This is a genomic window from Autumnicola edwardsiae (genome assembly GCF_031846505.1).
Lineage (GTDB): Bacteria > Bacteroidota > Bacteroidia > Flavobacteriales > Flavobacteriaceae > Autumnicola > Autumnicola edwardsiae.
Map to the genome: position 1 here is coordinate 66837 of NZ_JAVRHP010000003.1, position 22701 is coordinate 89537.

Consider the following 22701-nt stretch of genomic DNA (forward strand, 5'->3'; position numbering starts at 1 on the left):
AAATGTATAAAGTTTTTGTAAATGATATCCCAATTATTCTTTCCACAAAAAAAGAAATTGGCGAGGCATATACTTCTTACCCTATTAGGACAGCCAGACTGAAGAAAATTTTAAAGAAGATTGATAAAGGAAAATTGCTTTATGTAAATCTTTATCACGAAAATGAAGAAAAATTACTGAAATTTTTACTGAAGAAGTTGCGGGTGGTTACAGCAGCAGGTGGCATGGTCCTGAATGACAAAGATGAAATTCTCTTTATATACCGTAACAAAAGATGGGACCTTCCAAAAGGAAAGACCGAAAAAGGGGAGAACATCGAAGATTCTGCTATTCGCGAGGTAGAAGAAGAAACAGGTGTTCAGGATCTGGAAATTACTAAATTCCTTCAGAAAACTTATCATGTGTTTAAAAGAAAAGGAAAATACAGGCTAAAAGTAACGCATTGGTATGAGATGCGTACGTCTTACAATGGCGAATTAAAACCGGAACAGAACGAGGGGATAGAAAAAGCCAAATGGAAGAATCTTGAAAAAAGCCAGAAAGCACTCACAAAATCTTATGCCAATATAAAACTTCTTTTTTCAGAAAAATATTTACCTGGGCACCCTGAAGATAGGGTAGCGTAAATGTGCTTCCTCGTAGTGATTTGATCTTCTATGTATCCATTCCAGTTGTGCATAAGAATCGTTTCTGAATTCTGAATCTGAATCTCTTTTTTCTTCAAATTCAGCATTCAACTCCGGGTTTTCTTCCAGTAACTTTTGAGCTATATCTTCAAAAACATACGGAGAGAAATGTTCCTTTTGCTGCAAAACCGAATCGAAAAAGTTCCAGTTAAAAAATGAATCCACCATAGCAGGTTCCAGGGTTTCTAACAGGTATCTCGCCCCGTCCTGAAAAGTAGTCACATAAAGGTCACCTTCTCTAAATCGGATGGAGTCCATAGTTTTGCTCACCTGAGTGTTTTTGTGCAGGTAATGACCTTCGTAGGGTGATGCTACAGTTTCAAAGTCTTCTATTTTATATTTTTCAATATAAATAGTGGTGTCCCGGGCCAGAGGCTCCATTTTAATCTGATTTAATTTTAAAAGTTGTAAAACTTCCCACCATCCTTGCGGAATTATATATGCTCTGGGAATTTCTATCTTGTCTTGTGCTGTAAAGTTGTCAAAATATTCTATTTCTTTTGTAAACGGCTGGTCCCGGTTATATTTTAAGCGATCTTCCCCGGTAACTTCACTGTCAACTCTTTCCCCTTCATAACCTTTAAATTCCCTTGTGCTGGGATTCTCCATATCTGGTTGAAAGTTTGTGGGGTACCATCTTTCTGTCAAATATTTCTTCGTTTCTGCCTCTCTGAGTTCTTTTATGGTTGCACTTTCGGCATCTGTAATATTTATCATAGAACGCATGAGTTCGTAAGTTCCCGCAACTCTTTGGTTATATGGTTTTAGCATGTGGGTTTCTACCATCATTCCCAGAGTGTTCCAGAGTGTAGTGTAGCCGGTAGAATACCGCGGGTGGTCCATAAACTGACTGAATCCGGTTTCGGGAACTTCATCAAAAACATTTACGTAAGGCGTGATATCCCATTCTTTCAGTTTTAGAGAATCTTCCAGCGCGGGCATCATGGTGGTATTAAGGTATTCACCAAGTTCTCCTCCCAGTTTGTTGTGCTGAGTGAACAAGTGGGTGAGAGTATATTGATAATCTGCGCCATTGCTTACGTGGTTATCAATAAAAACATCAGGTTTTAGCAGATGAAAAATTTCATAGAAACTTCGTGTGTTTTTTGTGTCTGCTTTTATAAAATCCCTGTTCAGGTCGTAGTTACGGGCGTTTCCTCTAAAACCATATTCTGCGGGGTCGTTTTGATTTGTCCTTGTCGTGGAATTCCGATTAAGCGCCCCACCAACATTGTAGATAGGAATAGTGGCGATAATTGTGTTTTCTGGCACACCAATAGAATCACCTGCCAGGTCCCTGAACAGCATCATGGTAGCATCTATACCGTCGCTTTCCCCGGGATGAATACCATTGTTTATTAATATAACAGTTTGCTCCCGCCTTAATTTTTCCAGGTCAAAATCTCCCGTTGGGCTGAAAATTGCCAAATGTAAAGGTTCACCACTATCTGTAGATCCAAATTCAGTAAAACTAACGGTAGTATAGGCGTCATTGAGCTGGGAATAAAAATCTATAACTTCAGGATAAGTTGCGGTCTCTTTCCCTTCAGATTTTTCAAATTTTGTTTCAAAATCGTAATCTACCACAAGGCGGTATTTAGATAAATCACAGGAAACAAGGACAGATAATATTAGTAAAGCTACAATTGCTTTTTTCATTTGAGCGAATTTAATAAGTCGACATCTTGTCTTACATTGGCCTCTCATGATGTCTGCTTCGGCACTTCTAAAAGCTTTTCAATAAGGATTGGTAAACATAGTTAAAACTACTATAGCTGCCAAAACAAGAGGATTTGTGCCGTAAAATTTTCAACCTGTTAAAGGAAACCTAATCAGGATCTAAAACTTTTCTCTGCACAAATTTCGGGGTATTTTTGAAAAAAAATAGTATAAAATGAAAATAAAATCAGCCATTTTATGTGTTAGTATAGCTCTTGGCACGAGCATGTCTGCACTTGCACAGTATACAGAAGTGAGTGAAGAAAGAAAGGAAGAACTGTCTAAAAGGGAACCAGATGTGGTGCAAACTGCTGTTGGTAGCCTGGAGCTTCCTGCACCTTTTTCTTCAGAATCTGTTACCAATGAAAGTGAGGTTGTAGGCTGGTCTGGAAGTAATAAACCCAAAGCTCCTGATGGTTTTGTGGTAAGCTTATATGCAGAAGATCTTCAACATCCACGAAGAAGCTATGTAGCTCCAAATGAAGACGTTTTTGTTGCAGAATCTGATGATGCTAAAAAAAGCGCAGATCGCATAACGATGCTTAGAGATACTAATGGAGATGGAATGCCAGATGAGCGGTACGTTTTTATGGAAGATCTTAATCAACCTTATGGGATGTTGATTTTAGATGGCTATTTCTACGTGGCAAACGTAGATGCTCTAAAAAGGTTTCCTTATAAAGAAGGACAAACATCTATTGAGACAGAAGGAGAAACTATATTGGAACTGCCAGCGGGAGGCTATAATCACCACTGGACGCGTAATATTATAGCGAATGAAGATGGCAGTAAAATTTATATTACCGTAGGTTCTTCCAGTAATGTGGGCGAACATGGAATTGAAAAGGAAGAGCGACGGGCAAATATACTCGAAATAAACCCTGATGGTTCTGGTGAAGAAGTTTACGCTGCAGGAATCAGAAATCCGGTTGGAATGGATTGGAACCCTGTTACGGGGGAACTATGGACCTCGGTAAATGAGCGCGATAAAATTGGAAACGATCTTGTTCCAGATTATCTAACGAGCGTTAAAGAGGGAGGCTGGTATGGCTGGCCTTTTTCATACTTTGGTGATATAAAAGATCCACGTTGGGCGCAGGACCCACACCTGGAGCTTGTGGAAAAAGCGATCGTACCAGATGTGCCACTCGGGTCTCACACTTCTTCTTTGGGGCTTAGTTTTTATAAAGCAGATCAGTTTCCTGAAAAGTATAAAAACGGAGCCTTTGTTGGGCAGCATGGATCATGGAACCGGGCTAACCTTGCGGGTTACAAAGTCTTATTTGTACCTTTTGAAAATGGAAAACCCCAGGAACCGGAAGATTTTCTAACCGGCTTTTTTGCAAACGAAGACTCCAGTAAAGTTTATGGAAGGCCTGTGGGTGTGACTACTTTGCCCGATGGTTCTTTGCTGGTTAATGATGATGACGGGAATGTAATCTGGAAAATTTCGGCGGAATAAAATAAATCGACATTGGAAAAAAAAATATTGGCAGCCCTGTTTCTTATCTGCTGCGTAAAAGTCTTTAGTCAGAATCTAGAAGGGAAAATTTTGAATTCTGAAAATGCTGAAGCAATTACAGATGCGAGAATAGAAAATCTGTCTTCAGGAGCGGTGACGTTTTCAGATGAAAACGGAGAATTTTCACTGGAAGCTGAAGAACTTCCGGTAAACCTGGAAATAAGTTATTTAGGATTTCAGAATAGAAATATAACCGTGAGTTCCTACACTGAAGATTTGGTAATCTATCTCGAACCTTTTCGGGACGATCTTTCAGAAGTAATGATCAGGAGTACCATTATTCCAAATCAGCTTCAGAAAGTTCCGGCGTCAGTAGGTTTACTTACAGAAAATGATCTGCAGCGCACAGATGCCACGGCATTAATGGACAATTTCAATTATGTCCCGGGAATGTACGTGAATCAGGGTGCTTTAAATACAAATAAGATCAATATTCGTGGAATCGGAGCCCGCTCTCAATACAGCACTAACCGAATTCAGGCGTATTTTGACGGAATCCCGATGACTACGGCAGAAGGGGAATTAACGCTGGATGATATTGACCAGGAATCCCTGGAAAGAGTAGAAATTATTAAAGGGCCTACCTCCAGTATTTATGGAGCAGGTTTGGGAGGTTCAATTAACCTTTACTCTGCTACCCCAGATTCCAGGGGAAGCGCTGGAAATGTCAAATATCAGCTTTCCAGCTTCAATACCTCTAAAAAGAGCGTTTCAGCTTCTCATAATTCAGAAAATACCAGCCTTTTTGCGAATTACTCACACTTAAAAAGTGATGGTTACCGGGAAAACGGAGAATATGATCGTAAGTCTGCTCTTGTAAATGCAAAGCTTTTAACTGCTGAAAATAACAGCCTCTCATTTTTGGCAAATTTCACCAAACTGAAGGCTTTTATTCCAAGTTCCTTAAACGAAGACGATTTTCTAAATGATCCTAAAACAGCAGCTTTTACCTGGGGTGCTTCAGAAGGATATGAATCTTACGACCGCGGACTTTTAGGCCTGGCCTATAATCATCAGTTCTCTGAAAACTTCAGCAATACCACCAGTATTTATATGAATTTCAGAAATGGATATGAGCCACGGCCGTTTGATATTTTAAAGGAGGAACGACTTTCGGCCGGTGCACGTACAAAATTCAATTTGGAAACTAATGTTGGAGATATGGCTTCCCAGATAAGTTTTGGTGCAGAATATTATAATGAATGGTACGAGATTGGAACTTTTGAAAATCTTTATGAAGATTTTCCAGGCGAGGGAAGTGTTCGGGGATTACGGTTAAGCAATAACGAGCAGGTAAGGAATTATGCCAATTTCTTCGGACAGTTGAGCATTGAATTAACTGAAAAATGGAATGCAGAAGCTGGTTTTAATGTGAACACCACTGGTTATACGTTAACCGATTTATACGCTGAAGATGAGGTAGATCAAACAGGAGATTACCGGTTTAAGACTATTTTTTCTCCGCGTGTAGGAACGACTTATGAAGTTGCTCCGGGTAAAAATTTATATGCTTCCATAAGCCACGGGTTTTCTACGCCTACAGTAGCAGAAACATTAACTCCTGAAGGGCAGATTAATACAGATTTAGAGCCGGAAACGGGAACAAACTACGAAATCGGGTTTAAAGGAAACTGGATAAATAACAGGCTATACACAGAAGTTGCGCTTTATTCTATACAAATTGAAAACCTGCTTGTCGCGCAGCGTATTGGTCAGGATCAATATGTAGGCGTAAATGCAGGAAAAACCGATCATAACGGGATTGAATTTTTAGCCCAATATAATTTTAAGCTGGGAGCAGGAATAACTGGAAAACCTTATGTAAATGCTGCTTTTAACTTTTTTGAATTTGATGAATTTATAAATGAAGAAGAAGATTTTTCCGGAAATGAATTGCCGGGCGTTCCAAAGTCTACAATCAATCTCGGTTTCGATCTTTCTACAGATTGGGGGCTAACCTTCTACAGTAATTACAGAGCGGTGGGAGAAATTCCGCTGAATGATTCTAATTCAGAATATACAGAGAACTATCAGTTGGTAAATTTAAAAGCGGTCTATAGCCTTAGTGTTTCAGATTACTTTGACATAAATTTCAACGCCGGAATAAACAACGCTTTTGATGAGCATTATGCGGCCAGTGTGGTGACAAATGCAGTTGGGTTTGGAGGTGCCGCGCCAAGGTATTATTATCCGGGAAATCCACGCAATTATTTTGGTGGGGTAGGAGTGAGTTATAATTTTTAGTTTTTCACTGGAAAAGTAGGCCGATAATTGGCATTTTTTAGACATGACTTTTTAAGCAAAGATAAGGAGGGAAAGAGTTCAGAAGTTAAAGAGGAAAAGAAAGGAAAGAAGAAATAATTCAGATTTCAAAATTTATAATTTAAAATAGCTTTTAAGTCGATAATTGGCATTTTTAGTCATAGACCTTACAGGTTTTAAAAACCTGTGAGGTCTTTTTTAAATACTATTTTTTCTTACCACATCAGGTACCATAAATTCATAATTCCCGCCATGCCGAATTACGTCGCGCACCACTGTAGAGGAAATATGACTTTTTCCGGAGGAGGTTATAAAAAAGACGGTTTCGATACCCGACATCTTAAAATTGGTCTGCCCAATCGCCTTTTCAAATTCAAGGTCGGCAGCATTCCGCAGTCCGCGCAGGAGAAACTGCGCACCTTCACTCTTACAAAAATCGACGGTGAGGCCTTTGTAGGTCATTACTTTAACCTTCTCTTCATTTTTGTAGGTTTCTTCAATAAAATGCAGCCTTTCTTCAAGGGAAAACATATATTTTTTATCAGAATTTGTGCCTATAGCGAGTATAATCTCATCAAAAAGCGGCAGGCCCCGTTCAATAATATCGGTATGTCCTAAAGTAAGAGGATCGAACGATCCTGGAAAAACTGCTTTTCTCATAATTTATTTTGTACTGTGAACCAATTTACAACTTTAGAATTTATCCTGTTGCAGTGCGGCTTCAATGGCACTTCCGTAAAGATCCTTTAAGTTTATTCCCGCTTTTTCTGCCTGCTGTGGCAAAATACTGGCCTTACTTAGTCCGGGTGTCGTGTTCATCTCAATAAAATGCGGTTCACCATTATGAAAAATAAATTCTGATCTGGTAAGGCCTCTCATTTTTAATTTTTTATAGATGAGAATAGCTATTTCCTGGACATTTTTTGTTTGCTCTTTAGAAATTCTGGCAGGCGTAATCTCCTGCGACTTTCCCAGATACTTCGCTTCATAATCAAAGAATTCGTTTTCTGAAATAATTTCTGTTACCGGTAGCGCTATAACTTCTCCTTTGTAGGTTACAACGCCTACAGAAACTTCGGTTCCATCTAAAAACGATTCAATTATAGCTTCATTATCTTCCTTAAATGCAGTTTTTGCGGCAGGTATAAGTTCTTCTTTTAATTTCACTTTTGTGATTCCGAAGCTACTCCCGGCACGATTCGCTTTTACAAAACAAGGCAGGCCGACTTTTTCCACAATTTCGTGCGGATTAATAACGTCTTCTTTATTCAGAAAAAAATTGGTGGCGGCTTTAATTCCGTAGGGTTTTAAAACACTGATTAAATCCCGTTTGTTGAAAGTAAGCGCCGCCTGGTAGTAATCGCAGGAAGTCTGCGGAATTCCCACCAATTCCAGGTATGCTTGTAAAAGTCCGTTTTCGCCCGGCGTACCGTGAATCGTGTTAAAAACACAATCAAAAGAAATTACTTCACCCTGAATCCTCACCGTAAAATTGCTTTTATTGATAGGGTAAGGCGTATCATCATCTGCTACCACAAACCATTCGCCCTTTAGGATGTGGACCCGGTAAGGTTCGTAAAGTTCACGGTCCAGATGTTTGTAGACCATGTTCCCACTATTAATAGAAATGCGGTATTCACTGGAATAGCCGCCCATGGCGATGGCAATTTTTTTCTTCATGTTCAATATGTCGGTAATAAAATCGTTATCAAAAATATCACTAATAACGGGTGCATCCAAAACCGTGGGGTTTTATATCTTTGTTTTTTAAACCGATTTATGGGAATATTCAGATTTATCTTCAGCAAAACTTTTTTAATTCAATTAGTTTTGGCCGCAATAGCCATAGTGGTGATTGCATTTCTGGCTTTACAATGGCTGGAATATTCTACCAACCAGGATCAACGTATAAAAGTACCCGATCTTGCCAGGATGTCTTTAGATAATGTGGATGAAAGACTTAATGAGCTGGATCTCAGGTTTGAAATCCTGGATTCTGCAAATTTTAATCCGGATTTTCCACGTTATTCTGTAATAGAACAAGTTCCGGAGCCTGGGAAATTTGTAAAAGAGAACCGAAAGATCTATTTAACGCTGAACCCTTCGGGATATAGAAAAGTAACGATTCCAAACGACTTAATCAGAAAAACAAGAAGGCAGGTTGAGCCGACTTTGCGCTCACTGGGATTTGAAATTGGAGATGTTACTTATAAGCCTGACATTGCTGAAGATGCGGTCCTGGAAATGCGCCATGAGGGAGAATTGGTGGAGCCCGGAGATGAGCTCATGAAAACGTCAATTATCGATTTGGTGTTAGGCGACGGCTCTGGTAGGTACCGGCAGGAAGGCGAAGAAGAGGAAGAAACCGAAGCAGGTGTAGAAGAAGAAATTGAATTTTAATGAAAGAGGAAGAAAGTAACGATATTGAAGAGCAGGATGATGAACTTTATGAGCATCATAAGTTTGTAGCCGAAAAAGGACAAAATCCGTTGCGGGTGGATAAATATTTGATGAATTACATTGAAAAAGCCACGCGTAATAAAATTCAGAAGGCGGCAAAGAGCGGAAATATCTATGTAAATGAAGTTGCCGTAAAATCCAATTATAAAGTGAAAGCGGGAGATGTGGTGCAGGTGATGTTCGAACATCCTCCGTATGAGTTCTTACTTACCCCTGAAGATATTCCGCTGGATGTGGTTTTTGAAGACGATACATTGCTGGTGGTAAATAAACCGGCGGGAATGGTGGTACATCCCGGTCACGGAAATTACAGCGGAACTCTGATTAATGCGCTGGTTTACCACTTCGAAAATTTGCCAAATAACAGCAGTGACCGCCCGGGATTGGTACATAGAATAGATAAAGACACCAGCGGACTTTTAGTCGTGGCCAAGACAGAACAGGCAATGACGCATTTATCCAAACAGTTTTTTGATAAAAGCAGCGAGAGGGAATATGTAGCGATTGTTTGGGGAAATGTAGAAGAAGACGAAGGAACTGTAGAAGGAAACATTGGGAGGCACCCGAAAAACCGACTTCAAAATACCGTTTATGAAGGAGAAGACGCTGAAAAAGGCAAACCCGCGGTAACCCACTTTAAGGTGCTGGAGCGATTTGGTTATGTAACGCTGATTTCCTGTAAACTGGAAACAGGAAGGACGCACCAGATTCGCGTGCACATGAAATATATTGGTCATACCCTGTTTAATGACGAACGATATGGGGGAGACAGGATTTTAAAAGGGACGACTTTTACCAAGTACAAACAGTTTGTGGAAAACTGTTTTAAGGTATTGCCCAGGCAGGCACTGCATGCAAAAACTCTCGGCTTTGTTCATCCACAAACCCAAAAATGGATGAGTTTTAATACTGAAATTCCGCAGGATATGCAGGACTGTATTGCGAAGTGGGAGAATTATGCCAAGAATCAGAAGGAAATTCTGGATTAAAATATTAAACTTTGCTTTTTATTTAATTATCTTTAGTAGCATATCACATCACCATGGAAAATATTCTATTGAAAGTCAAAAGCAAAAGGCTTATGATTATCTGTTAAGCTTACTTGAGAACATTGATCAAAATGAAATTGAGATAATTTCAGACAATGTTTTTGAGCAACAGAAAGAAGATTTGCATCAGGAATTGGAGGCTGTTGGAAATGGAACTTCAGAATTATGCGATTTAGATGAAGTAGATATTGAACTCGATAGGATTCTTTCTCAATATGAAGATAAAACTATCAAGTAAATTTAGATCTAAACTTGAAAAGCAGATGCGATACATTGCAAAGGATAAACCTTTAGCTGCCCGAAAGTTTAAAAATGCCCTTCTATTAGAAATAAAAAAAATTTCTTCTAACCCCTATTCATTCAGAAAATCTATTTATTTTGATAATGAGGAAATTCGTGATCTGACTTTTAAAGGCTACTGCATTACTTTTAGAATAATAATGAGTGGCAATTAATCGAAGTTTTCGGTTTTACCAAATACGCATTATTTAAATGAAATAAACCTTCTCTATTATTCAATAAAGAAGTAATAATCCGTCTTTTTTCATTTAAGATCATTAAACTTATCTTTGAGAGCAAATCCTCAGACTATGAAAATTGTTGTTTCTCCGGCGAAAAGCCTGGATTATGAATCAAAATTACCAACTACCCGTGCTACACAGCCGCAGTTTCTCGAAACAACCGCAAAATTGAATCGCAAACTGGCGAGAATGACAAAAGCTGAAATTTCCGATTTAATGGGAATTAGTGATAAGCTGGCCGATCTTAATTATACGCGCTATCAGGAATTTCAAGAAGATCATAATAAGAAAAATTCCAGGGCTGCAGCTTATGCTTTTGCCGGAGATGTTTATACCGGACTCGACGCTTATACAATTCCGACAGAGAAAATCGACCGGCTGCAGGATACATTGAGGATATTATCCGGCCTGTACGGAATTTTAAGGCCACTCGACCTCATGCAGCCTTACCGGCTGGAAATGGGTACTTCTATGGGAATTGAAAGGAAAAAGAACTTATACGAAGTCTGGCAGAAAAGAGTGACTCAGGCGCTTAATGAAGAATTGAAGGATGAAGAACTTTTTATCAATCTTGCCAGTAATGAATATTTTAAGGCTGTGGATTCGAAGGCTCTAAAAGTTCCGGTTATTTCTCCGGTATTTAAAGACTTTAAAAACGGAAAACTCAAGATTATCAGTTTTTATGCAAAGAAGGCTCGTGGCTCTATGGTGCGCTATATAATTGATAAAGACGCACAATCGCTGGAGGATATAAGGGGTTACGATTATGACAATTATCGCTATAGCGATGAACATACTGAAAAAGAAAATGAGCCGGTTTTTATTCGGTAGAGACGCGGAACAGAAACAAGAATAAAGACCGCTTCGCCGCAAGAACAAAGATTGTTTAAAGATATACGTCGAAAATTGCCATTTTGAGGCTACTATTTTATTTTTGACAACAGACAACAGACAACAGACAACAGACAACAGACAACAGACAACAGACAACAGACAACAGACAACAGAAAAAATCTTCCACCACACGCATCCATATCGTCCATTTATTCCTGAAACTGCCACCAAGCTAATTGTCGGGACATTGCCACCGCCACGCTTTACAAAGCGCCAGTTAAAAGAAGGCGATGTTGATTTTTGTTACGGAAGTCGGGACGGACTCCTCTGGAGGGTGCTGGATAAAATCTTTGACATCGGGCTTCGCTTTGAAACCACTGAAGAAGCTGTGAAGCATCGAAAGGAGTGGTTGAAATCTCGCGGAATCGGGATTTGTGATATGGTGGAAAGCAGCCGCAGGGACAAAATCGATGCTTCAGATCTCGGAATGCAGCAGGTGGAACTCCGGAATATGGTTCAAATTCTTCAGGATTATCCCAAAATAGACACCCTGTTGTTTACCGGCGGAAACAGCAAAAACGGGCCAGAATTTTTCTTCAGGAGACATTTACGGGAAATTGAGAGTGACATCCGGCTAAAAGTAATCTCCAATGATGTTCCAAAAATTCACCAGTTCGTGCTGGACGGCAGGCTGATTAAAACTGTTTCGTTAACAGCGCCTTCGGGCTCTGCCAATCGTGCCATTGGGAGTATGGAACTATATAAACATCTTAAAAAGAAGAACCCTGAATTCAATACGATTGATTTCAGGGTTCTTCAGTATAAAGAGCATTTTTAAAACTATTGCTCCAAATTTTTCTTTTGTGTATCGGCCATGGTGGTTGGTTTTACCTTAAATTTTTTACGTTTAGGTCTTAGTTTACCATAAGTGCCTATAGCAATTTTTCCGCGCTTGGTTTTTTTATCACCTCTACCCATTACTTTTTGTTTTGCTGATCTTTAATGGTTTTATCATCAATATCGAAATCGTTAGTTTCTATATCGCGATTTCCAATTTCTCCGCTTAATGGATCGTTGTCGCTGCGTTGCTTTTCTTTCCTCTTATTTCTACTTTCATCTATACGTCCCATAATTTTCCTTTTTTTAATTCTGAATTAAGATACGATAAGACAAGAGAAGTTTATATTAAAACCTTGTTAGACTTAGGTTAAACATTCCGGATTCCTTTAACAAATTCCGCTATTTTTCCCGTCCCGGTCTTATTAATATATTTTATAAATGCGCTGCCAATAATTGCTCCTTTGGCGTAGTGAGTCGCCTGTTTAAAAGTTTGATTATCACCAATCCCAAACCCTACCACCTGTGGATTCTTCAGGTTCATACTGTCAATTCTTTTAAAGTAATCTTTTGTTCCCTCGCTAAATCCTTTGGTAGAACCGGTTACACTGGCAGTACTTACCATATAAATGAAGCCGTCAGAAACCGAATCTATAAACCTGATCCTTTCTTCGGAAGTCTGTGGAGTGATAAGGAAGATATTCTGAAGTCCGTGAGCTTCAAATATCGCTCTGTACTCTTCATTATAAACATCTACCGGAAGATCGGGAATAATGAGTCCGTCGATACCAGATTCTTCACATTTTTGACAAAACCGCTCCACGCCAAACTGAAGTATCGGATTAAAATATCCCATAATTATCAACGGAATTTCCACAGAATCCCGAATTCCTTCCAGTTGCTGAAATAGTCGGTTTGTAGTCATTCCAGCCTTCAGGGCTTTAGTAGAACTCTCCTGAATTGTTGGGCCATCGGCCAGGGGATCGCTAAAGGGAAGACCAATTTCAATAAAATCGATCCCGCTTTTTTCAAGATCCTGAATGATCTGTACCGTGTCTTCAGGTTCAGGATAGCCGGCGGTAAAATATATGGAAAGCAGTTTTTTGTCTTCCTGCAGTTTTTTGGTAATTCGGTTCATTTTTATGTTTTAACTAAACCTGACAGGTTTTGGACACCTGTCAGGTTTGACATTATAAATTAAAATAGTCGATATATGTATTAAGATCCTTATCACCACGTCCCGAAAGATTAACCACTACAATATCATCCTTTTTAAACTTCCGGTCTTCAAAAATTGCGAGTGCGTGGGAGGTTTCGATAGCAGGAATAATTCCTTCCAGTTTGGCAAGATGTAAACCGGCCTTCATGGCATCCTCATCGGTAACCGAAATGAATTCTCCACGCCCACTTCTAAATAAATTAGCGTGCATAGGTCCAACTCCGGGATAATCCAGTCCGGCAGAAATGGAATAAGGCTCGGTGATTTGGCCATCTTCAGTTTGCATAAGCAGGGTTTTGCTTCCGTGGATAATTCCTTCTTTACCCAAAGCTGAGGTAGCTGCACTCTCGCCACTTTGGATCCCTTTTCCGGCAGCTTCCACCGCAATTATTCCCACTTCAGGATTGTCCATATAGTGAAAATAAGCTCCGGCGGCATTACTCCCGCCACCTACACAAGCCACTACATAATCGGGATTCTCACGGCCTTCTTTTTCCTGAAGCTGCACTTTTATTTCTTCAGAAATAATTGCCTGAAACCTGGCGACCATATCTGGATATGGATGCGGGCCAACGACAGATCCTATTATATAATGAGTGTCAACCGGATTGTTGATCCAGTCCCTTATGGCTTCGTTAGTGGCGTCCTTAAGCGTGCGGCTCCCGGACTTGGCAGGAACTACTTTTGCACCGAGCATTTTCATACGGGCCACGTTTGGAGCCTGTCGCTCGATGTCTATCTCTCCCATATATACAATACATTCAATTCCCATAAGCGCACAAACCGTCGCTGTTGCAACTCCGTGTTGCCCCGCACCGGTTTCCGCAATAATCCTGTTCTTGCCCAGGCGTTTCGCCATAAGGATCTGGCCTACCGTGTTATTAACTTTATGAGCACCGGTATGACAAAGGTCTTCCCTTTTTAGGTAAACTTTTGCGTTATATTTTTTGCTGAAGCGTTCTGCATAATAAAGCGGAGTAGGGCGTCCCACGTAATCTCTCAGCAAGTCCTTAAATTCTTTCTGAAAAGATTCTTCCTTCATAATATCCAGATATTGCGAGCGCAAAGCCTCAACGTTTGGATAAAGCATCTCCGGAATATACGCGCCTCCAAATTCGCCGTAATATCCTTTTTCGTTTGCCTGGTAAGTCATTTTCTATTTTTTTATCCTTCAAGGTCTTCAAGACCTTGTAGGTTTTCTAATATTTTTTTCCTGCAAGGTTTATAAAACCTTTAGGTGTAATTTTGTAAGTCAACTTCTTCTAATCCTTTCCTGAAATTGCCGCAGCTTTTCTGCATTTTTCAATCCCGGTTCATCCTCAAACTTACTGTTGACATCTACTGCGTAAAGCAGATTTTCTTTTCCGTTTTTCTGAAACCAAATCATGAGTTCCTTCACCGCTTCTGCTTCTTCAAGGCCAATTCCGCCGCTTAAGAAAAATGGAGTAGAGGAGGGGTAATCTTTTAATACTTCCCAGTTAAAGGTAATCCCATTTCCGCCTTTATTTTTGCCTTTGGTATCGAAAAGGAAGAAATCCACAATACCTTCATATTCTTCCAATCTGTTGAAATTAAATTCTTCTTTTACTGAAAAAACCTTGATAATTTCAACCTTTTCATCCTGAATTTTTTGCCGAAGTTGCCTGCAAAATTCAGCAGTTTCTTTACCATGAAGCTGAACCGCCTTTAACTGATACAGCTTTATCTTCTGCAGAATAAAATCCAGCGATGCATCTACAAAAACGCCGGTTTTTTTTACTTCCGAAGCAACTTCAGGAATATGAGCAGCTACAAACCGGGGTGATTTTTCGTAAAAAATTAATCCCATATAGTCCGGCTGAAGCATCACAATTTCCCGGACATTTTCAGGTTGCTTCATTCCACATATTTTAAGCCTGATATTTGCCATTTTTAAGGTGTCGCTTTGAATGATTTTTTATTTCCCAGTTTTTAGTGGTTATTTTTTCTGTGTATTAAATACTGATCAGCTGTCATTACAGGTATTTTAGAACTCTTAAAATCCTTTAGATTTCTGGAAATAATAATACTTTGACTAAACTCCAGAGCAGTGTAATACTGTAAAGCGTCCTCATAATCCTGAAAATCTTCATCGTTTAATGCTAACTCTGTTATTTTATCGTTCAACGGCAGTAATTCAACTAAGACCTTGAACTTTCTAAGTACACTCCGCGCCTCTTGGGGCGATTTTAATTTCGACAAAATGTAGTTTGTGTTCGCAAAAGTGAGGGAAGAAATAGTCAGGTTAAGCTTTCCCTGGTCTGCCAGTGAAAAAAGCGCGGCGGCCGAGTCACTAAAAGGGGTACGGTTGGCCAGCAGATCAATTACAATATTCGTATCTACAAATAAGTTGCTCATTGGTATTTTTTTACTAAATAATCGCCATAGCCCTTTTTATAGTCGAAATCTGCCTCCAGGTTAATAACTCCGATAAGACTTTCCACCAGCGGTGTAGTTTGCTTCTCTTTTTCTTCCTTTTCAGTGACAGCAGCTAAATAAGATTCAATCATTTTTGAAAGGCTTATATTTTTCGATTTGGCATATTTCTTAGCCTTCTCTATTACAGACTTGTTCAGGCTCAAAGTCAATTTTGTGTCCATATCTTAAGTTTACGTACAAAATAAAAAATATATCACGTAAATTACGAATTTTTATTTTCTGTTTTCCAAAAAAGAAAGTTAACGATCTAATTGTGCGATAAAGTCTGCTGCGCTTTGACCGGGATTGTCAGTTTTCATAAAATTTTCTCCAATTAGGAAACCCTGGTAGCCGTACTTCTTTAAATCTTTAATGGCTTCTACAGAACTTATTCCGCTTTCGGAAACTTTTACAAAGTCATCCGGAATTTTTTCTGAAAGTTCCTTGCTAATATCGGTGCTTACTTCAAAAGTTTTTAAATTCCGGTTGTTTACCCCAAGCATATCCAAACATGGCATAATGGATTTTTGAAGTTCTTCTTCATTATGAACTTCAAGTAATACGTCCAGTCCCAAATCTTTAGCAAATTGCGATAATTGCTTTATTTGCGCCTTCTCCAGAACGGCAGCAATCAGAAGAATCACATCTGCACCATAAGCTTTTGCTTCCAGTAACTGATATTCATCAATAATGAATTCTTTCCTCAAAATTGGCATTTTAACACTGGCTCTTGCATAAAGCAAATCTTCCAGCGATCCGCCGAAATACTTTCCGTCGGTAAGCACCGACATTCCTGAAACTCCGGCGTTTTCATAACCCGTAGCCACATCCTGAACGTTTAAATCCTGGTTAATAACAGATTTTGAAGGAGATCTACGCTTATGTTCAGCAATAATTCCGCTTTTACTGGACCTTAAAGCTTCAGCAAGAGAAATTGTTTCCTTTTTAAAGAGAGCGGAATTTTCCAGCTGTGAAACCGGAACTACAGCCTTCTTCAATTCAACTTCTTTGCGCTTATCTGCTATTATTTTATCTAAAATATTCATTGATTTCTTTTATTTTCTACTGAAGCAGTTCGTGGCTGCTTAATGTGAAAATGCTTTTTTTCCTCCTTTTTGACCTCACCTTAAAAATGGCAATTATCGACTTAATTCCTGCAACTGCTTTAAAGCCTGCAATCCGTAGCCGGAATTCAAAGATTCTTTAGCTTTTGCAAATCCTTCCTGTGGTGAAATGTTTTGGGTGGTGGCGATGGCCATCCCTGCATTTGCACACACCACGTTATTTTGAGCCTCAGTTCCTTTTCCCTTCAGAATATTGATAAAAATTTCAGCAGAACTTTCTATGGAACCGCCGCCGGCAATTTCCTCCGGATTTAAAGTTTCAATTCCGAAATCTTCCGGCCCTACCATAGCTTCTGAATGGTTGGAAATAATCTTTGTTTTTCCGGTAAGCGAAATTTCGTCGTAACCATCGAGAGCGTGCAGAATAGTGAAATTTTTGTCTGTGTTTTGATATAAATACCCATACATCCTCGCCAGTTCCAGATCAAAAACTCCCACCAGCTGATTTTGAGGAAAAGCAGGGTTTACCATTGGCCCCAGCATGTTGAAAAAAGTTTTTACCGCCAGTGATTTCCTGATTGGCGCCACATTTTTCATTGCGGGATGAAAGAGGGGAGCATGTAAAATACATATTCCGGCTTTGTCTATGCAACGCTCCAGGAAATCTGGATCATTGCTGAACTTTATTCCCAGGTGCTCCATCACGTTGGAACTTCCGCTCACAGAGGACACACCGTAATTACCATGTTTGGCAACGTTAACACCTGCCCCGGCTGTAACAAAAGACGCCGTTGTGGAAATATTAAAAGTGTTTTTACCGTCTCCACCGGTACCGCAGAGGTCAACAGGGTTATAGTCGCTTAGATCTATAGCAATACAAAGTTCGAGAAGTGCGTCCCGAAAGCCCTCGAGCTCTTCTATGGTAATACTCCGCATCATATAAACGGTTAAAAAAGCCGCAATTTGATTGCTGTTATATTCTCCATCAGAAATGTTGAAAATCACATGCTTGGCCTCTTCCTTAGAAATAGTTTCGTGATTGATAAGCCGGTTGAGTAATTCTTTCATAGTCCTCCTCGGTCTCCCAAAAAGGGAGGGTTTTTGAGGCAATTTATAGGTTAAACAATGTTTTACGCATTTGTACCTTTTGCTTTCTGCCCTTTAAGCAGGCTAAAGGAAGGGCTTTCTACCCAGTTTTTAATCATTTTTTTTCCTTCGGGGGTAAGGACAGATTCCGGATGAAACTGCACGCCCCGCACATCGAATTCCCGGTGCCTAAGGGACATTATTTGTCCGTTTTCATCATAAGAAGTTGCCTCCAGAGAATCTGGCAATTCTTTTAGTACTACCCAGGAATGGTATCGTCCCACCATAAATCCGTTAGGTAAATCCTTAAAAAGAGGTTCATCTTTTACACAAAGGTTGATATTAGTTGCAACCCCGTGGTAAACGGAATCCAGATTTCCCAGTTTCCCGCCAAAAACCTCGCCTATGGCCTGTTGCCCGAGGCAAACCCCGAGTATACTTTTTGTAGCTCCGTATTTTTCGATAATTGGCTTTAGAAGGCCTGCTTCTGAAGGGATGCCGGGACCGGGGGAGAGTAGAATTTTGTTAAATTTTTCCACATCTTCCAGTTCTAACTGATCGTTTCTCTTTACGGTTACTTCACAATCCAGATCTTCCAGGTAATGGACAAGATTGTAAACGAAGGAGTCGTAATTATCTATGACTAGTACTTTGGACCCTCTCCCTGACCCTCTCCCCAAAGGGGAAAGGGAAGTTTTTTCTATAGTTGAATTATCACTCATTTTTCTAATTTTTATAAGCTTCTCTCAAGCCCCTCCTCTGGAGGGGTTGGGGAGGCCTAGATATCTTCTGCTATTTCCAGTGCTTTGGTTAATGCTCCTAATTTATTGTACACTTCCTGTAATTCGTTTTCTTCAACAGATTCTGAAACCACGCCGGCACCGGCCTGGTAATGTAACTGATGATTTTTGCTCACAAAGGAGCGGATGATAATGGCATGGTTAAAATTCCCGTCGAAATCCATAAATCCAATTGCGCCACCGTAAGCGTCTCGGTTTACATTTTCGTACTTCTCGATAAGCTTCATGGCGCTGTGCTTGGGAGCTCCACTAAGTGTGCCGGCTGGAAAAGTATCAGCAACGACCTGCATTGTTGGAGTGGTTTTATGTTTTGTGCCGGTGACTTTGCTTACCAGGTGAATGACATGAGAAAAAAACTGGATCTGACGGTAATTTTCAACTTTCACATTGCTGCCGTGCCTGCTGAGGTCATTCCTGGCAAGGTCCACAAGCATTACATGTTCTGCATTTTCCTTCTCGTCTGCAGCGAGCTTTTTTGCCAGTTCGGCGTCTTGTTCATCATTTCCGGTGCGTTTAAATGTTCCGGCAATGGGGTGAATTTCTGCCTGGCCATCTTTTACCACCAGCTGAGCTTCGGGAGAACTTCCAAAAATTTTAAAATCTCCATAGTCAAAATAGAACAAATACGGAGAAGGATTTACGCTGCGCAGCGCCCTGTAGACGTTAAATTCGTCTCCTTTAAAAGCTTGAGAAAAGCGCCTGGAAAGAACAATCTGAAAAACATCTCCACGGTAGCAGTGCTTTTTGCCCAACTTCACATTTTCTATAAACTCTTCGTCGGTTAAATTAGAGACAGGTTCCTGCTGCCTTGTAAAATTATATGTCGCGAAGTTTCTAACTTTTATAAGCTGTTTTATTTCTTCAATTTTACTTTCCGTATTGTAACTATGGTCAAAAATATAAGCTTCATTATTAAAATGATTGATGGCAATAATATTTTGGTATACCGCGTAGTACATATCTGGCAATCCCAGGTCTCCCTTCTTTTTGGTAATTTCAAGATCTTCAAAATATCGTACTCCGTCATAAGCGATATACCCAAAAAGCCCATTATTGATAAATTTGAACCCTGAATTTTCAGCTTTAAACTGTTGCGAAAATTGCTGAATTTTTTCCGGAACATTTACGTCCTGGTCGATATTTGTCAATTTTCGGCTACCATCAGGGAACGTCTCTTCTATCTTCTCATTCTGGATTTTAATGGAAGCGATAGGATTACAGCAGATATAAGAGAAACTGTTGTCGCTCGCGTGGTAATCGCTACTTTCCAGCAGCAGGCTGTTGGGGTATTTATCCCGCACCTTTAGATATACGCTCACAGGCGTAATCGTATCGGCAAGAAGTTTTGTATGGGTTGTAGTTAACTGGTACATTTATAAATTTTTGCATTTCCGGAAAATCCGGCAATTTTTATTATTTCATTATTTCTGCGCAAAATCCACAATTCTAATAGCATAGGAAATAATTCAAAAAAAAAGGCTTGTCGTGAGACAAGCCTTTTGTATATGTTTAATACTTAGCAATGTTACTTCACGACGTTTTGACGTAAGTTACTCCACCACCAAGTATGTACTGTAAAAGTTTTCATTGCCTCAAATATAGAGATCAAATTTTAATTGACAAAGATTTTTCTCTTTTTACTTTCTGAAAAAAAGAAACCGCGCAATTGAAGTTTGCGCGGTTGAAAAATCTTTTTTTAAAATTTAAGATTGACGTCCAATTCAAAATTATCATGTATAGTATTGTCCCCAAGATTTGAAAAGAAACTTCCGGAACCGTAGCGTACGTTAAACTTAGACCTGTCAATTACAACTTTTGCTGCAGCTGAGTTGTCGCTCATTTCCTGTTCAAAAGTTACAGGGTTAGTGTCTTCCTTTATGGAAAGATCACCGAGGATACCATAAGTTCCGTCATCTTTTTTAACGACATTTTTTACTACTAATTTAGCAGTTGGATATTTGTCTACACTAAAAAAGTCTTCGTTTTTTAAGTGGTCTTCCAATTGTTGTTTAGTTTTTCCGGAAAGGTCAGTAACTTTAATAGAAGTCATATCCATAACAAATTCGCCACCTGTCGGTTCATTATTTTCCATAGTGAGATAACCTTCCTTAAGGTCTATAGTTCCCGAATGAGAACCTGCTAATTTTTTACCTTTCCAGATTACGTTACTTTCCTGAGTTTTGATTTCTTTTTTCATATTACTTTATAATTTAATTAAATAGTGCAGTTTAAAAATGGTTTTTAATTTTCGTTCAGTATAAATTGGTTAGATAAGTTCGAAAAGTTGTTCTTTACTTTTCCTTACTTTTTTGGCATCCTGAGCTGGATCTTCTTCGCTTCGGTAACCTGCGGTAGCTATAACTGAAGTTGTAAGACCTTTTTCCTGAAGTCCTAATACTTCATCAAATTTTCCTGCGTCAAAACCTTCCATAGGGCAGGTATCAATTTTAAAACTTGCAGCTGCTGAAAGGAGATTGCCCAAAGCGAGATAAGCTTGTTTTTGAGCCCAGGTATTTTGGGCTTCAGCCGGAAGTTTGACAATGCTATCTATAAGTTTATCCTTCAAACCGGCAAGGTTCTCTATGGCAATGCCTCGAATTTCAGAAATGTTCTCTATATAGGAATCCACATACTTTTCGTCGATGGTCTTATAATTAGCAAAGACGATGAGATGAGAGGAATCTGTTATCTGCGGTTGTCCCCAGGCTGCTGGTTTTAGTTTTTCTTTGATCTCCGGATCCTCAATTACCAGAATCTTATAGGGCTGCATTCCATATGAAGAAGCTGAAAGTTGGACACTTTTTAATAATTTATCCAGATCTTCGGAATTGATTTTTTTAGTGCTGTCAAATTTTTTGGTGGCATATCGCCACTCCAGATCTTTAATATATGTACTCATAACTGTTGTATATACAATGGTTAACTTAATTTTTTTTTATTCTCTAATTTTCTCCAGTAAAGTATTAAGTTTTTCGATCTCCTCGGGATTTAGATTTTTAGAAATCTCATTTTCGACCTCTTCCACAATAGGGTCTAATTCTTTTAATAGATCCAAACCCTTCCCGGTGATTACTATCTCCACTTTTCTTCTGTTCTCTTCACAAACGCAGCGATCAACCAATTTCTTTTCAAGTAATTTGTCTACCAAACGCGTGGTGTTGCTCATCTTATTAACCATTCTTTCCTGAATGGTGTTCAAATTTGCAGGTTTACCCTGTTGGCCCCTTAAGATCCTTAAGACGTTGAATTGTTGTGTGGAAATTTCAAAGGCTTTCAAGGCATCGGCCATGAGGCTATTGGCTTTTGTGGTAGCCAGCATCATATTAATCACCAATTTCTTCTTCTTTGGTAATGGCTTTGCGGTCTTTAAAATCTTTTCAATTTTCATTTGTCTGAACAACATTTGTATGCACAAATATAAGTCACTCTTTATATGAATTTAATAATGAAAAGTTAAAATTTTCTGATAGTTTAGGTATGTAGAAAATTGCAAGGCAAAAGGTCTTGAATCTTTGCATCTTTTACTATTTTTAGTCCTGAAATTAAAAAATGATAAGTATGAAAGAGCTTTCACAGGAAGAGTGGAGAGATCAATTAAAAGAAGATAGTAACGCCGTGATTTTGGACGTTAGAACAGATGAAGAAATAGAGGAAGGTTTTATTCCCGGTGCAAAAAAAATAGATATATATAAAGGACAGGGATTTATAGACGAAATAGATAAACTCGACAAATCTAAAAATTACTACATCTACTGCCGTTCCGGAAAACGAAGTGCACAAGCATGCTCTATCCTGGATCAAAAGGAATTTCAGAACACCTACAATCTTCAAGGTGGCTTTATGGAGTGGCAAGGAGAAGTAGAAGGAGATAATACCTGAACTGATAATTTTGCTGAGATTATTTGAGGATTTCTTTTACCCGTCGGATTTTCCAGCTTGCTTCTAATTTTAAGAATGAGCTTTCCTGGAAAATTAGAAAAAGGGTATAGCAAAATACTATTGTGTTTCTTTTGTCGTTAAAAAGAAACTTAGGCTGCCTATTATTTTGAATATTTGATATATTTACGGCCCAAGTCAGTACTCTAAACCTACATTTATGAACAAGTTTTTTTTATCTGTTATACTTTGTCTTTTCTGTGTTTCTTTTTCTCAGGCTCAGGAATTTAGTTTCGGAATTAAAGGAGGATTAAATTATGCTATGGGTGG

The 22701-nt window shown here is 39.2% G+C and carries 27 protein-coding genes; 10 read left to right on the plus strand and 17 right to left on the minus strand.

The features are described 5' to 3' along the window. The first annotated feature begins 2 nt into the window (after positions 1-2). Entirely contained in the window at positions 3-626 is a 624-nt protein-coding gene (locus RM529_RS01280; protein WP_311482933.1) for an NUDIX hydrolase, read from the plus strand. Here RM529_RS01280 and RM529_RS01285 read toward each other — a convergent pair. Beyond that, positions 594-2345: a M14 family metallopeptidase gene (locus RM529_RS01285; protein WP_311482934.1), complete on the minus strand. Its 1752-nt coding sequence runs from the start codon at positions 2343-2345 to the stop codon at positions 594-596. The genes RM529_RS01280 and RM529_RS01285 overlap by 33 nt on opposite strands. A gap of 235 nt (positions 2346-2580) precedes the next feature. Here RM529_RS01285 and RM529_RS01290 point away from each other — a divergent pair, with 235 nt between their 5' ends. Beyond that, on the plus strand, positions 2581-3867 hold the full coding sequence (locus tag RM529_RS01290; RefSeq protein WP_432264520.1) for a PQQ-dependent sugar dehydrogenase: 1287 nt from the start codon (positions 2581-2583) through the stop codon (positions 3865-3867). A gap of 12 nt (positions 3868-3879) precedes the next feature. Further along, a complete protein-coding gene (locus tag RM529_RS01295) occupies positions 3880-6171 on the plus strand; it encodes a TonB-dependent receptor domain-containing protein (protein WP_311482935.1) in 2292 nt (763 codons plus the stop codon). A 216-nt stretch (positions 6172-6387) separates the two neighbouring features. Here the strand turns inward: RM529_RS01295 and coaD are convergent, their stop codons facing one another. Then, positions 6388-6849 carry a pantetheine-phosphate adenylyltransferase gene (gene coaD / locus RM529_RS01300; RefSeq protein ID WP_311482936.1) on the minus strand — a complete coding sequence of 154 codons (462 nt, stop codon included), beginning with the start codon at positions 6847-6849 and terminating at the stop codon, positions 6388-6390. 33 nt (positions 6850-6882) lie between these two features. Next, the gene (locus tag RM529_RS01305) at positions 6883-7869 is read right to left on the minus strand and encodes a D-alanine--D-alanine ligase (RefSeq protein WP_311482958.1); all 987 of its coding nucleotides are present in this window, start codon (positions 7867-7869) and stop codon (positions 6883-6885) included. A gap of 99 nt (positions 7870-7968) precedes the next feature. Here RM529_RS01305 and RM529_RS01310 point away from each other — a divergent pair, with 99 nt between their 5' ends. From RM529_RS01310 to RM529_RS01330, 6 genes are all read left to right on the plus strand, one after another. Then, a complete protein-coding gene (locus tag RM529_RS01310; protein WP_311482937.1) occupies positions 7969-8589 on the plus strand; it encodes a PASTA domain-containing protein in 621 nt (206 codons plus the stop codon). Beyond that, positions 8589-9638 (plus strand): RluA family pseudouridine synthase, encoded by a 1050-nt coding sequence (locus RM529_RS01315; protein WP_311482938.1) that lies wholly within the window; start codon positions 8589-8591, stop codon positions 9636-9638. Before RM529_RS01310 ends, RM529_RS01315 begins: the two co-directional genes overlap by 1 nt. Continuing rightward, positions 9607-9936, plus strand: coding sequence for a hypothetical protein (locus tag RM529_RS01320; protein ID WP_311482939.1), 330 nt, complete (start codon positions 9607-9609; stop codon positions 9934-9936). The genes RM529_RS01315 and RM529_RS01320 overlap by 32 nt, the downstream gene beginning before the upstream one ends. Positions 9937-9961: 25 nt before the next feature. Beyond that, positions 9962-10153 carry a type II toxin-antitoxin system RelE/ParE family toxin gene (locus RM529_RS18105; RefSeq protein ID WP_432264521.1) on the plus strand — a complete coding sequence of 64 codons (192 nt, stop codon included), beginning with the start codon at positions 9962-9964 and terminating at the stop codon, positions 10151-10153. 135 nt (positions 10154-10288) lie between these two features. After that, a complete protein-coding gene (gene yaaA, locus RM529_RS01325; RefSeq protein ID WP_311482940.1) occupies positions 10289-11050 on the plus strand; it encodes a peroxide stress protein YaaA in 762 nt (253 codons plus the stop codon). Positions 11051-11231: 181 nt separating this feature from the next. After that, the gene (locus RM529_RS01330) at positions 11232-11891 is read left to right on the plus strand and encodes a uracil-DNA glycosylase family protein (RefSeq protein WP_311482959.1); all 660 of its coding nucleotides are present in this window, start codon (positions 11232-11234) and stop codon (positions 11889-11891) included. A gap of 2 nt (positions 11892-11893) precedes the next feature. On the opposite strand, the gene RM529_RS01335 is transcribed toward RM529_RS01330, so the two are convergent. From RM529_RS01335 to RM529_RS01400, 14 genes are all read right to left on the minus strand, one after another. Next, positions 11894-12031 (minus strand): 30S ribosomal protein THX, encoded by a 138-nt coding sequence (locus RM529_RS01335; protein WP_311482941.1) that lies wholly within the window; start codon positions 12029-12031, stop codon positions 11894-11896. Beyond that, entirely contained in the window at positions 12031-12183 is a 153-nt protein-coding gene (locus RM529_RS01340) for a hypothetical protein (protein ID WP_311482942.1), read from the minus strand. Before RM529_RS01340 ends, RM529_RS01335 begins: the two co-directional genes overlap by 1 nt. 77 nt (positions 12184-12260) lie before the next feature. Further along, the gene (gene trpA, locus RM529_RS01345; protein WP_311482943.1) at positions 12261-13028 is read right to left on the minus strand and encodes a tryptophan synthase subunit alpha; all 768 of its coding nucleotides are present in this window, start codon (positions 13026-13028) and stop codon (positions 12261-12263) included. 52 nt (positions 13029-13080) lie between these two features. Then, positions 13081-14262 (minus strand): tryptophan synthase subunit beta, encoded by a 1182-nt coding sequence (gene trpB / locus RM529_RS01350; protein WP_311482944.1) that lies wholly within the window; start codon positions 14260-14262, stop codon positions 13081-13083. Positions 14263-14361: 99 nt separating this feature from the next. Then, a complete protein-coding gene (locus tag RM529_RS01355; protein ID WP_489752726.1) occupies positions 14362-15018 on the minus strand; it encodes a phosphoribosylanthranilate isomerase in 657 nt (218 codons plus the stop codon). Positions 15019-15059: 41 nt separating this feature from the next. Beyond that, the gene (locus tag RM529_RS01360) at positions 15060-15485 is read right to left on the minus strand and encodes a type II toxin-antitoxin system VapC family toxin (protein WP_311482946.1); all 426 of its coding nucleotides are present in this window, start codon (positions 15483-15485) and stop codon (positions 15060-15062) included. Beyond that, a complete protein-coding gene (locus RM529_RS01365; protein ID WP_311482947.1) occupies positions 15482-15727 on the minus strand; it encodes a DUF6364 family protein in 246 nt (81 codons plus the stop codon). Before RM529_RS01365 ends, RM529_RS01360 begins: the two co-directional genes overlap by 4 nt. Before the next feature lie 78 nt (positions 15728-15805). Continuing rightward, positions 15806-16591, minus strand: a complete 786-nt coding sequence (trpC, locus tag RM529_RS01370) for an indole-3-glycerol phosphate synthase TrpC (RefSeq protein ID WP_311482948.1) — start codon at positions 16589-16591, stop codon at positions 15806-15808. Between the two features lie 93 nt (positions 16592-16684). After that, complete coding sequence (trpD, locus tag RM529_RS01375; protein WP_311482949.1) at positions 16685-17677, minus strand: anthranilate phosphoribosyltransferase; 993 nt, start codon at positions 17675-17677, stop codon at positions 16685-16687. Between the two features lie 62 nt (positions 17678-17739). Beyond that, the gene (locus RM529_RS01380; RefSeq protein ID WP_311482950.1) at positions 17740-18417 is read right to left on the minus strand and encodes an anthranilate synthase component II; all 678 of its coding nucleotides are present in this window, start codon (positions 18415-18417) and stop codon (positions 17740-17742) included. 56 nt (positions 18418-18473) lie between these two features. After that, complete coding sequence (locus RM529_RS01385; RefSeq protein ID WP_311482951.1) at positions 18474-19868, minus strand: anthranilate synthase component I family protein; 1395 nt, start codon at positions 19866-19868, stop codon at positions 18474-18476. A gap of 323 nt (positions 19869-20191) precedes the next feature. Then, positions 20192-20692 carry a YceI family protein gene (locus RM529_RS01390; RefSeq protein WP_311482952.1) on the minus strand — a complete coding sequence of 167 codons (501 nt, stop codon included), beginning with the start codon at positions 20690-20692 and terminating at the stop codon, positions 20192-20194. 69 nt (positions 20693-20761) lie between these two features. Further along, complete coding sequence (locus tag RM529_RS01395) at positions 20762-21394, minus strand: NAD(P)H-dependent oxidoreductase (RefSeq protein ID WP_311482953.1); 633 nt, start codon at positions 21392-21394, stop codon at positions 20762-20764. 36 nt (positions 21395-21430) lie between these two features. Then, the gene (locus RM529_RS01400) at positions 21431-21883 is read right to left on the minus strand and encodes a MarR family winged helix-turn-helix transcriptional regulator (protein WP_311482954.1); all 453 of its coding nucleotides are present in this window, start codon (positions 21881-21883) and stop codon (positions 21431-21433) included. A 170-nt stretch (positions 21884-22053) separates the two neighbouring features. Between RM529_RS01400 and RM529_RS01405 the strand changes: the two genes are divergently transcribed. After that, positions 22054-22374, plus strand: coding sequence for a rhodanese-like domain-containing protein (locus RM529_RS01405; protein WP_311482955.1), 321 nt, complete (start codon positions 22054-22056; stop codon positions 22372-22374). The last annotated feature ends 327 nt before the right edge of the window (positions 22375-22701 follow it).

What these genes read in the sequence shown, in the direction of transcription:
- RM529_RS01280 (WP_311482933.1), top strand. Translation starts at nt 3, where the DNA reads ATGTATAAAGTTTTTGTAAATGATATCCCAATTATTCTTTCCACAAAA.
- RM529_RS01285 (WP_311482934.1), bottom strand. Translation starts at nt 2,345, where the DNA reads ATGAAAAAAGCAATTGTAGCTTTACTAATATTATCTGTCCTTGTTTCC.
- RM529_RS01290 (WP_432264520.1), top strand. Translation starts at nt 2,581, where the DNA reads ATGAAAATAAAATCAGCCATTTTATGTGTTAGTATAGCTCTTGGCACG.
- coaD (WP_311482936.1), bottom strand. Translation starts at nt 6,849, where the DNA reads ATGAGAAAAGCAGTTTTTCCAGGATCGTTCGATCCTCTTACTTTAGGA.
- RM529_RS01305 (WP_311482958.1), bottom strand. Translation starts at nt 7,869, where the DNA reads ATGAAGAAAAAAATTGCCATCGCCATGGGCGGCTATTCCAGTGAATAC.
- RM529_RS01310 (WP_311482937.1), top strand. Translation starts at nt 7,969, where the DNA reads ATGGGAATATTCAGATTTATCTTCAGCAAAACTTTTTTAATTCAATTA.
- RM529_RS01315 (WP_311482938.1), top strand. Translation starts at nt 8,589, where the DNA reads ATGAAAGAGGAAGAAAGTAACGATATTGAAGAGCAGGATGATGAACTT.
- RM529_RS01320 (WP_311482939.1), top strand. Translation starts at nt 9,607, where the DNA reads ATGCCAAGAATCAGAAGGAAATTCTGGATTAAAATATTAAACTTTGCT.
- RM529_RS18105 (WP_432264521.1), top strand. Translation starts at nt 9,962, where the DNA reads ATGCGATACATTGCAAAGGATAAACCTTTAGCTGCCCGAAAGTTTAAA.
- yaaA (WP_311482940.1), top strand. Translation starts at nt 10,289, where the DNA reads ATGAAAATTGTTGTTTCTCCGGCGAAAAGCCTGGATTATGAATCAAAA.
- RM529_RS01335 (WP_311482941.1), bottom strand. Translation starts at nt 12,031, where the DNA reads ATGGGTAGAGGTGATAAAAAAACCAAGCGCGGAAAAATTGCTATAGGC.
- RM529_RS01340 (WP_311482942.1), bottom strand. Translation starts at nt 12,183, where the DNA reads ATGGGACGTATAGATGAAAGTAGAAATAAGAGGAAAGAAAAGCAACGC.
- trpA (WP_311482943.1), bottom strand. Translation starts at nt 13,028, where the DNA reads ATGAACCGAATTACCAAAAAACTGCAGGAAGACAAAAAACTGCTTTCC.
- trpB (WP_311482944.1), bottom strand. Translation starts at nt 14,262, where the DNA reads ATGACTTACCAGGCAAACGAAAAAGGATATTACGGCGAATTTGGAGGC.
- RM529_RS01355 (WP_489752726.1), bottom strand. Translation starts at nt 15,018, where the DNA reads ATGGCAAATATCAGGCTTAAAATATGTGGAATGAAGCAACCTGAAAAT.
- RM529_RS01360 (WP_311482946.1), bottom strand. Translation starts at nt 15,485, where the DNA reads ATGAGCAACTTATTTGTAGATACGAATATTGTAATTGATCTGCTGGCC.
- RM529_RS01365 (WP_311482947.1), bottom strand. Translation starts at nt 15,727, where the DNA reads ATGGACACAAAATTGACTTTGAGCCTGAACAAGTCTGTAATAGAGAAG.
- trpC (WP_311482948.1), bottom strand. Translation starts at nt 16,591, where the DNA reads ATGAATATTTTAGATAAAATAATAGCAGATAAGCGCAAAGAAGTTGAA.
- trpD (WP_311482949.1), bottom strand. Translation starts at nt 17,677, where the DNA reads ATGAAAGAATTACTCAACCGGCTTATCAATCACGAAACTATTTCTAAG.
- RM529_RS01380 (WP_311482950.1), bottom strand. Translation starts at nt 18,417, where the DNA reads ATGAGTGATAATTCAACTATAGAAAAAACTTCCCTTTCCCCTTTGGGG.
- RM529_RS01385 (WP_311482951.1), bottom strand. Translation starts at nt 19,868, where the DNA reads ATGTACCAGTTAACTACAACCCATACAAAACTTCTTGCCGATACGATT.
- RM529_RS01390 (WP_311482952.1), bottom strand. Translation starts at nt 20,692, where the DNA reads ATGAAAAAAGAAATCAAAACTCAGGAAAGTAACGTAATCTGGAAAGGT.
- RM529_RS01395 (WP_311482953.1), bottom strand. Translation starts at nt 21,394, where the DNA reads ATGAGTACATATATTAAAGATCTGGAGTGGCGATATGCCACCAAAAAA.
- RM529_RS01400 (WP_311482954.1), bottom strand. Translation starts at nt 21,883, where the DNA reads ATGAAAATTGAAAAGATTTTAAAGACCGCAAAGCCATTACCAAAGAAG.
- RM529_RS01405 (WP_311482955.1), top strand. Translation starts at nt 22,054, where the DNA reads ATGAAAGAGCTTTCACAGGAAGAGTGGAGAGATCAATTAAAAGAAGAT.